The organism is Variovorax nivicola, assembly GCF_051216475.1.
Classification (GTDB): Bacteria; Pseudomonadota; Gammaproteobacteria; order Burkholderiales; family Burkholderiaceae_C; genus Variovorax.
The window spans coordinates 526,618-541,196 of sequence record NZ_JBPJZK010000002.1; the positions used below are offsets into that span (position 1 = coordinate 526,618).

General features: G+C 67.2%; 11 protein-coding genes and 1 pseudogene. 6 read left to right on the forward strand and 6 right to left on the reverse strand.

Annotation, left to right across the window (positions count from 1 at the left end; translation table 11 throughout):
• The first annotated feature begins 21 nt into the window (after positions 1-21).
• From ACSFBF_RS11090 to ACSFBF_RS11100, 3 genes are all read left to right on the forward strand, one after another.
• Positions 22-3,636, forward strand: a complete 3,615-nt coding sequence (locus tag ACSFBF_RS11090) for a hybrid sensor histidine kinase/response regulator (protein ID WP_435466835.1) — start codon at positions 22-24, stop codon at positions 3,634-3,636.
• Positions 3,637-3,659: 23 nt separating this feature from the next.
• Positions 3,660-4,667: a response regulator transcription factor gene (locus ACSFBF_RS11095; RefSeq protein WP_093057426.1), complete on the forward strand. Its 1,008-nt coding sequence runs from the start codon at positions 3,660-3,662 to the stop codon at positions 4,665-4,667.
• Positions 4,668-4,813: 146 nt separating this feature from the next.
• Positions 4,814-5,482, forward strand: coding sequence for a hypothetical protein (locus ACSFBF_RS11100; RefSeq protein WP_435466838.1), 669 nt, complete (start codon positions 4,814-4,816; stop codon positions 5,480-5,482).
• Positions 5,483-5,493: 11 nt separating this feature from the next.
• Here the strand turns inward: ACSFBF_RS11100 and ACSFBF_RS11105 are convergent, their stop codons facing one another.
• Complete coding sequence (locus ACSFBF_RS11105; protein ID WP_435466840.1) at positions 5,494-6,414, reverse strand: LysR substrate-binding domain-containing protein; 921 nt, start codon at positions 6,412-6,414, stop codon at positions 5,494-5,496.
• Between the two features lie 91 nt (positions 6,415-6,505).
• On the opposite strand from ACSFBF_RS11105, the gene ACSFBF_RS11110 reads away from it, so the two are divergent.
• Together ACSFBF_RS11110 and ACSFBF_RS11115 are read left to right on the forward strand one after the other, a co-directional pair.
• A complete protein-coding gene (locus tag ACSFBF_RS11110; RefSeq protein ID WP_435466842.1) occupies positions 6,506-7,735 on the forward strand; it encodes a threonine synthase in 1,230 nt (409 codons plus the stop codon).
• A gap of 19 nt (positions 7,736-7,754) precedes the next feature.
• Entirely contained in the window at positions 7,755-8,747 is a 993-nt protein-coding gene (locus ACSFBF_RS11115; protein ID WP_435466844.1) for a Bug family tripartite tricarboxylate transporter substrate binding protein, read from the forward strand.
• Between the two features lie 21 nt (positions 8,748-8,768).
• Here ACSFBF_RS11115 and ACSFBF_RS11120 read toward each other — a convergent pair whose 3' ends face one another.
• Positions 8,769-9,395 carry a helix-turn-helix transcriptional regulator gene (locus ACSFBF_RS11120; RefSeq protein WP_435466846.1) on the reverse strand — a complete coding sequence of 209 codons (627 nt, stop codon included), beginning with the start codon at positions 9,393-9,395 and terminating at the stop codon, positions 8,769-8,771.
• A gap of 93 nt (positions 9,396-9,488) precedes the next feature.
• Between ACSFBF_RS11120 and ACSFBF_RS11125 the strand changes: the two genes are divergently transcribed.
• Positions 9,489-10,640 carry a threonine synthase gene (locus tag ACSFBF_RS11125; protein ID WP_435466848.1) on the forward strand — a complete coding sequence of 384 codons (1,152 nt, stop codon included), beginning with the start codon at positions 9,489-9,491 and terminating at the stop codon, positions 10,638-10,640.
• A 13-nt stretch (positions 10,641-10,653) separates the two neighbouring features.
• Here ACSFBF_RS11125 and ACSFBF_RS11130 read toward each other — a convergent pair whose 3' ends face one another.
• The 4 genes and pseudogenes from ACSFBF_RS11130 to ACSFBF_RS11145 all read right to left on the reverse strand — a co-directional run bounded on the left by ACSFBF_RS11130 (position 10,654) and on the right by ACSFBF_RS11145 (position 14,578).
• The gene (locus ACSFBF_RS11130) at positions 10,654-12,249 is read right to left on the reverse strand and encodes a YadA family autotransporter adhesin (protein WP_435467405.1); all 1,596 of its coding nucleotides are present in this window, start codon (positions 12,247-12,249) and stop codon (positions 10,654-10,656) included.
• Between the two features lie 18 nt (positions 12,250-12,267).
• Positions 12,268-12,654 (reverse strand): annotated as a pseudogene (locus ACSFBF_RS11135) (YadA family autotransporter adhesin); the annotation flags it as partial.
• Positions 12,655-13,227: 573 nt separating this feature from the next.
• Complete coding sequence (locus ACSFBF_RS11140) at positions 13,228-14,214, reverse strand: ornithine cyclodeaminase family protein (protein WP_435466850.1); 987 nt, start codon at positions 14,212-14,214, stop codon at positions 13,228-13,230.
• A gap of 55 nt (positions 14,215-14,269) precedes the next feature.
• On the reverse strand, positions 14,270-14,578 hold the full coding sequence (locus tag ACSFBF_RS11145; RefSeq protein ID WP_093077492.1) for a hypothetical protein: 309 nt from the start codon (positions 14,576-14,578) through the stop codon (positions 14,270-14,272).
• Position 14,579 lies beyond the last annotated feature (1 nt).

Genomic DNA, 14,579 nt, shown 5'->3' on the forward strand with positions numbered 1-14,579 from the left:
GCCGTACGGATGGCACGAAAGATGCACCGAAACGGTGTGAACCCCGACGCCGCACCCACCACCCCTGACGACGCGCCACAGCGCATCGTCAAGGTGCGGCGCGACTACAACAGCTGGGTGGCCAGTGAGACGCTGGAAGACTACGCGCTGCGCTATACGCCGCAGCGCTTTCGCAAGTGGTCCGAATGGCGGGTGGCCAACACGGCCTTCGGGGCGGCGTCGTTCCTGATCCTGGAGGCAGTGGGCGCCACGCTGCTGGTGCAGTACGGCTTTGCCAACGCCTTCTGGGCGATCCTGGCGACGGGGCTCATCATCTTCCTGGCGGGCGTGCCGATCAGCGTGTACGCGGCGCGCTACGGCGTCGACATGGACCTGCTCACGCGCGGCGCGGGCTTCGGCTACATCGGCTCCACGCTCACCTCGCTGATCTACGCGAGCTTCACTTTCATCTTCTTCGCGCTCGAGGCGGCGGTGATGGCCTATGCGCTGGAACTGGCGCTGGGTATCCCGCCGGTCTGGGGCTACCTGGTGTGTGCGCTTGTGGTGATTCCGCTGGTCACGCACGGGGTGTCGGCCATCAGCCGGCTGCAACTGTGGACGCAGCCGCTGTGGCTGCTGATGCTGGTGGTGCCTTTTGCCTACGTACTGGTGCGCGATCCTGGTGCGTTCGCGGGCATCGTGCACTACAACGGGGTTCGCTCCGGCACCAAGGGCTTCGATCTGCACCTGTTTGGCGCTGCCCTTACGGTCGGCATTGCGCTGATCACGCAGATGGGCGAACAGGCCGACTACCTGCGCTTCATGCCCGCGCGCACTGCGAGCACGGCGCGCCGCTGGTGGGCCGGGGTGCTGGCCGGTGGGCCGGGCTGGGTGGTGCTGGGCGTGCTCAAGATGCTCGGCGGGGCGCTGCTGGCCTACCTGGCGATCACGCACATGGTGCCGGCCGACCGCGCGGTCGATCCGAACCAGATGTACCTCGCGGCCTACGAGTACGTGTTTCCGAACTACGGCTGGGCGGTGGCGGCCACGGCGCTGTTCGTAGTGATCTCGCAGCTCAAGATCAACGTGACGAACGCCTACGCGGGCTCGCTGGCGTGGAGCAACTTCTTCTCGCGCGTGGCGCACAGCCACCCGGGGCGGGTGGTGTGGGTGGTGTTCAACGCGCTCATCGCCTTCATGCTGATGGAGATGAACGTGTTCGAGGCGCTGGGCGACGTGCTCGGCCTGTTCGCCAACATTGCCATCGCCTGGATGATGGCCGTGGTGGCCGACCTCGTCATCAACAAGCCGCTGGGACTGTCGCCGCCCGGCATCGAGTTCAAGCGCGCGCACCTGTGGGACATCAACCCGGTGGGCGTGGGCGCGATGGCGCTGGCTTCGGTGCTGTCGATCACGGCGCACCTGGGCGTGTTCGGGCCGCTGGCGCAGGCGTTCTCGGCGCTGATTGCGCTTGGCACGGCGCTGGTGGCCTCGCCGCTGCTGGCTTGGGCGACGGGGGGCAAGTACTACCTGGCGCGCGGTTCCGACGAAGTGCATGGCGCCGTGGGCTTCGCGCCCGCCGAGGGCCCGCGCGCGGTGCGCTGGGCGAAGGTCGAAACGGGCAGCTACCAGCGCCTGAAGGTGCAGCACTGCGTGATCTGCGAGCGCGAGTACGAGGGGCCCGACATGGCGCATTGCCCCGCGTACCAGGGCGCCATCTGCTCGCTGTGCTGCACGCTCGATGCGCGCTGCGGCGACCTGTGCAAGCCGCACGCGAGCCTGTCTTCGCAATGGTCGACGGTGCTGCGCTGGATGCTGCCGCGCCGCAGCTGGCGTTACCTCGACACGGGGCTGGGGCACTTCCTGCTGCTGATGTTGGTCATCGTGCCGCTGCTGGCCGTGGTGTTCGGCGTGCTCTACCAGCAGGAGCTGCGCGCGTTCGGCGAAGGCGCACTGGAGCTGGCGTCGGAGGCCGATGTGGCCGCGGCGTTGGCGGGCGTGCAGAAGCTGTCGCTGCGCTCGGGCTTCCTCAAGGCGTACATGGCGCTGCTGGTCATCGCGGGCATCGTCGCGTGGTGGCTGGTGCTGGCGCACCAGAGCCGCAAGGTGGCGCAGGAAGAATCGAACCGCCAGACCCATCTGCTGGTGCGCGAAATCGAGCTGCACCGCGAGACCGACCGCGCCCTGCAGGCCGCCAAGCAGGCCGCAGATGAAGCCCGCGAGATCGCGGAGCAGGCCAAGCTCGCGGCCGAACTGGCCAAGCAGGCCGCCGACCAGGCCAACCAGGCCAAGAGCCGCTACATCAGCGCCATCAGCCACGAACTGCGCACGCCGCTCAACAGCATCCTGGGCTACGCGCAGCTGATGGGCGAAGACCACTCGGTGCCTCCGCACCGCCAGCAGGCGGTGGCGGTCATCAAGCGCGGCGGAGAGCATCTGCTGTCGCTCATCGAGGGCACGCTGGCCATCGCGCACATCGAGGCCGGCAAGCTCACGCTGCATGCGCGGCCCATGCGTTTTGCCGACACGCTGCGCGAGCTGGCCGACATGTTCGAGTTGCAGGCCGCGGAGAAGGGGCTGCAGTTCCGCTTCGAGGCAGCGGGCCCCTTGCCCGAGGTGGTGCGCGCGGATGAAAAGCGCGTGCTGCAGATCCTCATCAACCTGCTGGGCAACGCGATCAAGTTCACGGCGGCGGGGCAGGTCACGCTGCGGCTGGCCTATGCGCGCGAGTTCGCGTCCATCGAGATCGAGGACACGGGCCCCGGCATGCCGGCCGAAGACATCGAGCGCATCTTCGAACCCTTTGCGCGCGGCAATGCGACGGGCATGTCGGCCGCACCAGGCGCGGGGCTCGGGCTCACCATCGCCAAGATGCTCACCGACCTGATGGGCGGCGAGATGAAGGTGCAGAGCACGCCGGGCGAAGGCTCGCTCTTCTGCGTGCGCCTGTTCCTGCCGCGCGTGCACGACACGGTGGCCGGCACTGGCCGCCCGATGCCGGTGCAGCGCGCACGGCGCGGCTACGAAGGCCCGCGCCGGCGCCTGCTGGTGGTCGACAACGAGGAGGCCGACCGCGACCTGCTGGGCCATGTGCTCGCGCCGCTGGGCTTCGAGCTGCGCAGCGCGGCCAGCGGCCACGACGCGCTCGACCTCATCGCGGCCGGCTACCGGCCCGATGCGATGTTCGTTGACCTCGCGATGCCCGGCATCGACGGCTGGGAGACCATTCGCCGAGCGCGCAAGCTGGGGTTGACCGAGGCTGCCGTGGCCATCGTCTCGGCCAACGCTTTCGACAAGGGGCTCGACAACGACGTGGGCATTGCGCCGGAAGATTTCTTCGTCAAGCCCGTGCGCCACACCGAACTGCTCGACTGGCTGGAGCGCCGGCTCGGGCTGCAATGGACCGACACCGCCGCCAGGCCCGCCGCAGTCGCGGCGCCGCGCGCGATGCAGGCGCCTTCGCTGGCCCGCCTGCGCGCGCTCGACGAGGCCGTGAGCCTGGGCTACTTTCGCGGCATCATGAGCCAGCTCGACGACATCGACGCTGCGCAGCCCGAATGCGCGTCGTGGACCGAAGCCCAGCGCGTACTGGCCCGCCAGTTCCAGTTCGAGGCCATGAGCCGCGCGCTGGCCGAAGCCGTCGAAAGCGCCGCATGACTTCGACGACGCCATCTTCCGTCATGGAAACCTCACCACTCGCCAAGACCCTGCGCGAGCAGCAGGGCGCCAACAGCGACCTCGTGCTGATCGTCGACGACGTGCCCGACAACCTCGCGGTGCTGCACGACGCGCTCGACGAATCGGGCTACACCGTGCTCATTGCCACCAACGGCGAGCAGGCGCTGCAGCGCGCCGCGCAGGCGCGGCCCGACATCGTGCTGCTCGACGCGATGATGCCGGGCATAGACGGCTTCGAGGTTGCGCGCCGGCTCAAGGCCGATGCGGCCACGGCGCACATTCCCATCGTGTTCATGACGGGGCTCACCGAGACCGAGCACCTGGTGGCAGCGCTCGAAGCCGGCGGGGTCGACTACGTCACCAAGCCCATCAAGCCGAAGGAAGTGCTGGCGCGCATGAACGTGCATCTGCAGGGCGCGCGCCGCGCGCGGCAGGACGCGCGGCAGGCCGGCCAGGCGCGCAATGCGCTCGATGCCTTCGGCTACGCGAGCATCACCGTGCGCCTGCCTGAAGGCCGGTTGATCTGGCAGACCGCGCTCGCGCGCGACCTGCTGCAGCGCTACTGCGACACGCGCGCGCCCGAAACGCCGCCGGCCGTGCTCGAATGGCTGCGCAGCCACACGCCCGATGCGCGCCAGCGCGGCATCGAGCCGCCGGCGTTGTCGATCGTGCAGGGTGCCAGCAGCCTCACGCTGCGGCTGCACCAGCAGACCAGCAGCGATGACGATGGCGACGAGTGGATGATCATCATGCGCGAGGTGTCCGACACCGCCGTCATCGAAGCCATGAGCCTGAGCCTGAAGCTCACGGCGCGCGAGGCCGAAGTGCTCTACTGGGTGGTCAAGGGCAAGACCAACAAGGACATCGGCGAGATCCTGGGCAGCAGCCCGGCCACGGCCAAGAAGCACCTGGAGCGGGTGTACGTGAAGCTCGGCGTAGAGACGCGCACGGCCGCGGCCGGCGTGGCCATCAAGCGCATCCGCGAGCTGCAGCCCCAGTTCGAGATCTGAAACAGGCCGGCTGATTGCTGCCGGCGCCGCCTGCGTCATGGCGACTACTTTCGGCGTCCCTAGAATGGTTCGAGGGCTCCGGGACGCGCACGATGAAGAACAACAGGCACAACAGAACGACAACCCGACCGCCATGCAGCGGCTGGATGCTTGCTGCTTTCTGCCTGTTCGCGAATCTGGCCGCGAGCCCGGGCGCACATGCTGCGGGGCATTTCGACGTGGACGATGCCAGCACGCTCGACCCCGGCCAATGCCAGTACGAGACCTGGTGGGGCCGCACGGGCACGGAGCCGGTCACGGGGTTTCACTTCGGGCCTGCATGCCGCGTCGGTCCGGTCGAGCTGGGCCTGAACTTCGACCGAACCTCGGCGAGCGGCGTTCATTCGGTTACCGGCGGACCGCAGCTCAAGTGGAATTTCTACGGACAGGCGGCTGATGCGCCGTTCAGCGCCGCCGTGTCGATGGGGGCGGTGTTCGACCTGAAGCGCGGTGGCCGCGCGGGCGGGCAGTTCGTGGTGCCTCTGACGTGGCGGCCACTCGACAGCCTGCAGATCCACGCAAATGCAGGTGCCGACTGGGCCAACGGAACCGGTGCACGCACGCCACGCGGCGGCGTGGGCGTCGAATGGGCGCTGAACGACACCGTGTCGCTCATCGCGGAGCGCAATCGGGCGGCGGGCCTCTGGACTTCGCGCATCGGGGGGCGTTTCAGCATCACGCCGCTGATCAGCGTGGACGTGAGCGCATCGCGCACCGGGCCGCAGGGCGTGCGCGGCTTCGTGATCGGGCTGAACCACGAGTTCACCTGGAAGTGAACCGTTGAGGATCAGCGCAGGTAGCGCTGTATCCGCTTCTCGTCCTCGGCCAGCTGCTGGCGCATGAGCGAAATGAAATCCCGCGCCGTGGCCGAGAGCACCTTGCCGGCCGGCAGCGCAAGCAGGCAGGTGAAGTACACGTCGACCGAAAACTTGCGCACCACCAGCCCGCGCTCCGCGTAGTCGAGCGCGGTGATCGGGTTGACCAGCCCCACGCCCAGGCCGCGCAGCGCCATCTCGCACACGCTGGCCGCATAGGGCGTCTGCACCAGCACCCGCAGCGCAACGCCGTACGGGGCCAGTGCCGCTTCGAGCCGCTGGTGCGACGGGTCTTCGGGGTTGAGCGAGAGAAAGGGCGCCTCGGCCAGTTGCTCCGGCTTGATGGTCTTGAAGCGGGCCAGCGCATGGCCCGCCGGCATTACCACCACGCCGGGAAAGCGCGCGAAGGTGGAATGGTCGATGCCTTCGAGCGAGAGCTCGTCGGCCATCAGCCCGAAGTCGGAGATGCCCATGGCCACGCGGTCGCGCACGTCCTTGGAGCTCAGCACCTGCAGCGACACCTGTGGCCAGGGGCTCGCGCCGCGATGCGCCTTCAGCCGCGCCAGGGCGCGCGGCATGAAGCCCAGGCCGTAGGCCGGAAAGCTGCTCAGCTCCAGCTGGCTGACGCCGAAGTCGCGCAAGCTTCGCACGCGGTGCTCGATGGCGTCCATGCCGATGAACACCCGCTCCACCTCGACCCACAACGCGCGCGCCTCGGGCGTGGGCACCAGCCGCCCGCCGGTGCGCTGGAACAGCACCATCCCCGCTTGCGTCTCGAGGCGCTTGAGCGATTGGCTGATGGCGGGCTGCGTCACATGCAGCAAGGCAGCGGCCTTGCGGGTGGAGCTGCCGCGCATCAATGCCCGAAAGGTTTCGATCTCGCCGAATCGCATCGATAAGTCTTGTTATCGGTTGAGTATTTGGGGCTGCATAATTTTATTTCCGATTGCATAAGATTTGGTCACAACTTCTAACGCACGACCCGTGACGACATTGCCCGTTCTGGACTTCAAGTTCGCCGCTCCTGCCCCGGATCCCCTGGCTCATCCCCCGGGTAATCCCTTGGGGCTGGTGCGTGACCAGGCACCCAAGCCCGTGCGCAACCCGAACCTGCGCGGCCTGCAATGCCTGCGGTGCGATGCGCTCTACCCGGTCACGCTGGCGCACGACGGCTGCCCTGCATGCAAGCGCGCGGGCTTCCACGTGGCGCTGCGCGCCAGCTACCTGCCCGACAGCACCGAGGCGATGCCCATGCCCTACACCTCCGGCTTCGCGCTGGGGGAGGGGCAGACGCCGCTGGAGGACATGCCGGAGCTGGCGCAGCAGTTCGACGTGGCGCGCCTGGCCCTCAAGGACGAATCGCGCAACCCCACCGGCTCGCACAAGGACCGCATGACGGCGGTGGGCGTGGCGCAGGCGCTCGACTTCGACGCCCACACGCTGGTGCTGGCCTCCTCGGGCAACGCGGCCGTGTCGGCGGCGCACTACGCATGGGCCGCGGGCCTGGGCTGCGAAGTAGCCACCTATGAGGGCATGCCGGCCACCTACGTGCGGCAGCTCGACGCGCTCGGCGCGCGGCGCTATGTCTTCGCCGACAACGCGGGCCGCTGGGCCTTTGTGCGCGAGCGTTCGCAGCACCCCGGTTACTTCGCGCTGACCAACTACCGCCTGCCCGCGCTGGGCAGTGCGCCGCTGGCCATCGAGGGCTACAAGCCGATCGCACTCGAATGCGTGGCCGATGGCGGCCTGCCGGACCACATCGTGATTCCCACCGCGCGCGGCGACCTGGCCTGGGGCATCTACGCGGGCTTTCGCGACCTGATGGCCGCGGGGCGCATCGCGCGCCTGCCAAGGCTATGGCTGGTGGAGCCGTTCCCGCGCCTGGCGCGCGTGCTCGCGGGCGGCTCCATCAACGGCAGCTACCCGGGGCATACCGCGCAGTTTTCCACCGCGGGGGCCACCGTTACCTACCTGCAGTGGCAGGCCGCCACCGCCACGGGCGGCGGTGCGGTGGTCGTGGGCGACGACGAAGCGCGCGCCGCGCGGCGGCTGCTCAGCTCGGTCGGCGTCAGCGCCGAGCTGTGCGCGGCCGGCGGCCTGGCCGCCTTGCGCCAGCTGCGCGAGAGCAACGCCATTGCGGCCGATGCGCACGTGGTGCTGATGCTGACCGCCAATGCGGCCGGCGATCCGAGCTGGCCCGACCGGCCGATCTAACTTCCTTCAGGAACTCACCATGCCGACGATGCAACGCCGGGCCTTTCTGGCCGCCGGCTCTACAGCCCTGCTCGCTTCGTTCGGTCCGGCGTGGGCGGCCTACCCCGATAAGCCGGTGAAGCTCATCGTGCCGTGGGCCGCGGGTGGCAGCACCGACGCCATTGCACGGGCGATGGCGCAGCGCATGAGCCAGACCCTCGGCAGCCCGGTGATCGTGGACAACCGGCCCGGCGCCGCCGGCATGATCGGCACCGATGCGGCGGCCAAGGCTGCGCCTGACGGCTACACCATCGCCATCGTCGAACTGCCGCACGCGATTGCGCCGGCCGTGACGGCGAAGCTGCCGTACGACCTGCTGCGCGACTTCACGCCCGTGACCATGATCGGCACCTCGCCGCTGGTGTTCTTCGCGGGCATGGACGACGACAGCAAGGACTTCAAGACGTTCCTGAAGACAGCAGCGGCGGCATCGGCGAAAGGTGCGCCGCCGGCCATCGCGCACAGCGGTGCGGGCACGGTGAGCCATCTTGCGGGCGAGTTGCTGGCGAGCCGTACGAAGATCAGGTTCAACATGGTCCCGTACCGTGGCTCGGCGCCCGCACTCACCGACGTGGCGGCGGGCACGGTGGCGGGACACTTCGCGACGCTGGCCAGCGGCTCCAGCCTGCTGGGCGCCAACCGCATCCGCCCGCTGCTGGTGACGAGCACGCAGCGCGTGACGAACATTCCCGGCCTGCAGAACGTGCCGGCGCTGGCGGAGAACGGGCTCAAGGGCCTGGAGATCGACCAGTGGTGGGCCATGGTGGCGCCAGCCACCACGCCGCTCGACGTGATCGAGAAGCTGCGCCGCGAGGCCATCGCCGCGCTCGACCATCCGTCGGTGAAGGAGCGCCTGTCGGTGCTGGGCGTGCAGATGAAGGGTTCGACGCCGGCGGAGCTGCGCGCCTTCCTGCGCTCGGAGGCCGAGCGCTGGCAGAAGGCCGCGCACGAGATCGGGCTGCAGCCGCAATAAGCGTGCTGGACAGGCAGGGCCTTACTTCGCGTCGCTATAGACCGTGGCGCGCGACACGCCCATGTGCGCCGCGGCAATCTCGGCGCCGCGGCGGACCTCCAGCAGGCCAGCCTTCTTCAGCTCCTGCACCAGCTGCTTGCGGTCGGCCGGCTTCAGCGAGCGTGAGGTGGTGGCGCGCGTGGCCGCGAAATCGTCGATGCGCGCGTGGATGCGGTCCGAGTGGTTGCCGCCGGCCTCGATGTGCTCGTGCACTTCCTTGTCGTCGATCTTCGTGAATTGCGAGATCGCGGCCTGGAAGCTCTGGAACAGCGTGAGGTCGACATTCAGGCACAGCGCCGCCACGTACTCGCCGCTGTCGTCCTTGATGCCGATGGACGTGCTCTTGACCTTGCGGCCGTCGGGAAAGGTGTTGGCGTAGTTCGCGATCACCGCCGGAAACTCCGGGTCGCGGATGCGCGCGAGGCCTAGCTCCGTGACCGACTGGCCGACCTCCCGGCCGCTGAGGCTGTTCTCGATGGCGTAGATCGCGTTCTTCGGGTTGCTCAGGTCGTGCACCACGACTTCGCAGAAAGGCGCAAAGGTCTGGCCCAGGCCTTCGGCCATGTTGCTCAGCATTTCGAGGAGCTGCTTGTTCGACTTCTTCTTCATGCCGGGGAATGTATCCAGCTCTGGACGAACAATCCAATTTGTACAAAAAGTACAGTGCTGGATGTATTATCCAGTTTTGTTCAGGAGCCGCGAATGACCGAGAGAGAACGCGCACGCTATGTCGACCCCCGCACCGGCAGGCACTACGAGCTGTCCGAACGCCGATGGCGCTCGGACGACGGCCATCCGATGATGGTCACGCCGCTGCCCGGCATCTCGCGCGACGACATCGATTCGCGCACCCGCTCGCTGTGGCGCTATCGCGCGGCGCTGCCCGTGGCAATCGACAAGCCCGCGAGCATGGGCGAAGGCTGTACCCCGCTGGTGCAGAAGCGCTGGGGCAGCTTCGAGCCGTATTTCAAGCTCGAGTGGTTCAACCCGACCTGCAGCTTCAAGGACCGCGGCGCGGCGGTGATGATGTCCTTCCTGCGCCAGATCGGCGTCGAGGCGGTGCTGGAAGACAGCTCGGGCAACGGCGGCGCGGCCATTGCCGCGGCGGGTGCAGCAGCTGGCATGCGCGTGAAGGTGCTCGCGCCGAGCTACACGCCTGCGCCGAAGGTGGCGCAGATCCGGGCCTTCGGCGCCGAGGTGCAACTGGTGCCGGGGCCGCGTGAAGAGTCGGAGTACGAGGCAGTGCGCCAGTCGGAATCGATCTTCTATGCGAGCCACAACTGGCATCCTTTCTTCCTGCAGGGCACGAAGACGCTGGCGTACGAGTTGTGGGAAGACCTGGGCTTTGTCGCGCCCGACAACGTCGTCATTCCGACCGGGGCGGGCAGCAATGTGCTCGGATGCTGGATCGGCTTCAAGGAGCTGCTGGCGGCGGGGCAGATCACGAAGCTGCCGCGCATTTTTGTCGCGCAGCCGCTGAACTGCTCGCCGATCGATGCGAGCTTCTCCGCCGGAGTCGACACGCTGGTCGACCGTGTCGTGCTGCCGACCATTGCCGAAGGCACGGCGATCAAGCGGCCCGTGCGGCTTCAGGAAATTTTGCAGGCGTTGCGCGAGACGCATGGCAAGACCGTGGCGCTGACTGAAGAGCAGATTGCGGCGGCGGTGCGCCGGCTGGCAGAGAGCGGGCTCTATGCGGAGCCGACGTCCGCCTCGGCCGCGGCGGCCATCGACGTGCTGGCCCAGCGCGGCGACATCAAGGCCAGTGAGACGACGGTGGCCCTGCTGACCGGCACGGGCCTGAAGTCGACGCAGTTCATGACCGAACTGTTCGGCGGCGCTGCCGCCGCCTAGCCGACTCAGTGGCTTACTTCCACTTCCAGCCGACGCCAGCGTTGAAGCCCCATTCCTTGCCCGTGGTCGAAACACCCGCGCCCCAGGAAATCCTGCCGTCGTCGGTCAGGGCCTTGAAGGTCAGAGCAAGAGCGCTGTAGCCCTTGTAGCTGCCCACGCCCACACCAACGGTCTTCTCGCCGGCAGACAGGGTCGGCAGGTAGGTGCCTGACATCGCGAAGGCCATAGCCGTGCCCGAGTAGGCGATGCGGGCCACGTCGCCTACCTGACTCTGCACCTGGTTCAGCTGGCTCAGGTTGACCGCATCGGTTGGCAGCACACCCGGCGCCACGTTGCCGATGCGCGTGCCGCCCGGCGCCTGACCGTTGCCCAGCGTGACCTGGTTGTAGTTGACCGAGCCATCCGGGTTGGTCGCGTACTGCACGCTGCTGGCTTTCACGGTGGCTGCGGATGCCTTGAGTTGTGCGATGTTGGTCGCATCGCTGTCGGCCGTGCCGGCTGCCACGCCCGTGATCTGGCGGTACTGCCCGTTGGCCGCATCGCCCACTGACACCGCTGCCTGCGTGCTGGTGGTCGCCTGAATGGCCACCCGGTGCTGCACCGCTGCGCCAGCCGGCACATAGCCGGCCACGCCCGCTGCGGTGGACGCCACCGAGCCCGAGCCCAGTGCGACGCCGCCGCTTTGCTGCGTGATGGCGCCGAAGCCGATGGCCGTGCCCTTGGAGATGTTCTGCGCCTTGCTCAGCGGCGTGCCGCCAGCATCCGCGTTGTCACCCAGGGCCACACCGCCGCCACCTGCACGGGCATTGGCGCCGATGGCCTGCGAGCCCGTGGCCAGCGCCCCGGTACCGATGGCGATCGCGTTCGTACCGGTGGCCCTTGCGCCGTTGCCGGCCGCGAAGGAATTGGTGCCGCTGGCCACTGACTGCGGGCCGATCGCCACGGCTTTCTGGCCGCTGGCCACCGAATCGGCGGCTGTCGAGTTGGCGTGGAAGTACTTGGTGCCCTTGTCGTTGATCGTGTTGACGGTCGTGCTCAGGCTGCCGAGATTGCTATTGGTTGTGTTCAGGCTCGTCGAGAGATTGCCGACGCCGGTCGAGAGGCTGCTGATGCTGCTGGTCGCGGTATTCAGGCTCGTCAGGACTGAGGTGGACAAGCTATCGACGCGGCCGTTGACGAGGCCCAGCCCCGTGGAAGTCGAGGTCGACAGGCTCGCAACGGAGTTGTTCGTTGCGATCAAGCTGGTGGACAGGCTGGCCACGTTGCTGTTCGTCGTGTCCAGGCTCGTGGACAGCGACGCAGTCGCCGTCGATAGCTGGCTGACATTTACAGCGTCCGTCGGAGCGCCGCCCGCGGCAACATTGGTGAGCCTGCGTTCGCTGCCGACAGCCCCCATCGACACTTCACCAGCTGGCGTTGCACCGGAGATTGCAGCACCGGGGAAGGGTGTGTAGCCGGCTGTGCCTTGCAATGCAGCAAGCGAATCCGCCGTCTTGCTGGCTGCTCCGATGGCCACGCTGCTGTCGTACTTCGCGTCAGCCCCGTTGCCAAGAGCCGCGCTGCCTTGGCCGGCTGCGGTCGCAGCTGCGCCGATTGCAACCGAGTTCAAGCTTTCAGCTTGAGCGCCAAATCCCAGTGCGGTGCTTCCGACGCCGGACGCATTTGCCGAGAGGCCAAACGCGCTGGCCCACTGACCGGCCGTACCGGAGAAGCCGAAAACAGCCGCCCCGTTTCCAGTCCCTTGAGAATAAGTTCCGAACACCGACACCGCATCCAGACCGTTGCCGCTTGTGTTGCAACCGAGGATGTTGGACCACGGTCCGGTTCCATCGACCGGTTGAGCGTTTGTTCCGCTAACGGTCACTTGTCCGATGGTTGCCGTGGTTGTGGAGTTGCAGTCAGTCGGTGCATAGGTGGATGCGCTGGCATCCGATGTCGCCATCTGCAGGCCGGTAGCCAGAATTGCGCCGACTACTGCCGACAGCCTGAAGCTGTCACGATACAAATTATTCATAACAATTGATAAAGAAAAGGAAATCTAGAAACCTGCGGCCAAAAGGCGGATTTGTGCGTGCACAAAATTGCGATTTGATTTGCGGCATGAATTCCAGAGAGCCCGCGGCAGAGGGGCGTCTCTTGCTGCGCATGAGCGCATGTGATGTCGGCTGAATGCCGCGCCTCATGCTTCCAGGCGCAAGGCGTGCTGCCGCACTCCGCTATGACCTCTCAGGCCGCGGAATGTATCGACTGGCAATCGAATTGGACAATGACGATTGCTGTCAATTAATGACAGCCATCAATGGACTCAATGACTCGCGGAGGAGCGAGCTTTTATCTCGTATCGAGTAGAAATTCGCGCTTTCAAAAAGGCATTCGTCCGAAGCCTTTGCGCGCAGTTTTGTTCGTCGCCGATTAATGACAAAAATTGGCAAAGAATGTCATTCGGCGGCGCTGAAAACGTTTTCTTCTTTGAATCGAAAAGTTCACGTTTTCAGCGCAGGAGCCCCGATGTCGTGATGCTTCGGGAACTGCGGTGGCTCCGAACAAGCCACCTCGGCACGCTCAAGGAATTCGTGCCGGTTTCTCGCTACCAGGGCCAGGCGATGCGTGTGCCCGTTCCCGTTTCAGCCGCACGCGCATGCAGCAGGCGCGCGACGGTCAGGTCCTGCAGCGCGAGGCCCGTCATGTCGAAGACGGTGATGTCGTCGTCGGCTCGTTCGACAAGCGTCTTGCCGCTCAGCAGGTCGCCCAGTTCGACGCATGGCGTGTCGGGTGCCCATTGCGTCTCGCCGATCTGCTGTGCCTGTGTGCGGTCGTCGACGAACAGGCGCACGCGCGGCAACAGGCCTCCGGGGAGTTCGCGCTTGCCGCGGGTGTCGGCGCCTACGCAGTTCAGGTGCGTACCGGGTTGCACGGCTTCGAGGTCGAAGAGGGCGCCGCCGCCCGGCGTGGCGGTGATCACGATGTCGCTTTGGGCAACAGCGGCGTTGCGGTCGCTGGCCGGCGCGAGGTCGCAGCGACCGGTGAAATGGGCCTCGAACGCCGCATTGCGCTGGCCGTTCGTACTTATATAGAGAACCTCGCGCAGCGAGGGCACGAGGCGCAGCGCGAAGTCGAGCTGGATGCGCGCCTGCACGCCGGTGCCGAAGAGGCATAGCCGCGCGCTGTCGGGGCGCGCGAGCTGCTGGAGGCCGAGCCCACCCGCCGCGCCCGTGCGCACTGTCGTCACCGTGTTGCCGTCGATGACGCACAGTGGCCGGCCGGTCGCTGGGTCGATCAGCAGGATCGTTGCCTGATGGGGCTCGCTGCCGCGCTGCCGGTTGGCCGGCCAGAAGCCCGCGGCCTTGAAGCCGAGCAGGCCCTGGGCCTGCACGTCGCCGGACTTGATGCCGAACACCCCGCCCGTGCGCAGCGGCTCGCGCACGACCGGGAAGACGCGGCCCTCGCGCTCGCTATGCAGCACGAAGGCCTCGCGCACGGCTTGGAGCACATCGTCGGGGGAGAGGAGGGCGTCGACCTGGTGCTTGTCGAGCAGCAGGAGTTGGGCTTCCGAAGGCGCGGGAGATGTTGTCATCTGGAAATATTATCTACTTCCAGACGAAAAATCAAAGGCAATGCAGGCTGGCTGCTCAGCGGCCGGTATGCACCTTGATCCGGATGGTTGCCACGTCCCATCCCCGGTTCTTGAGCCGCGTTACCAGCATCGGCGACAGCTGGCGCAGCTTGGCGGCTGCGGCGCTGCCCTTGACCAGCAGGCACCACACGTCGCCCTCGGCCGGCCCGGCCTGCACGGCGCCGCGCATGGCCGGCGGAATCAGCCCTTCCACCGCCTTGAGCCGCTCGGCGGTGTCGCGCGCGCGCGCCATCAGGCTGCCCAGGGTGGGCGCGCCTTCCGCAGCTTGCTGCAGTGAAATGGCGGGGGGAAGTCGGCGATACATC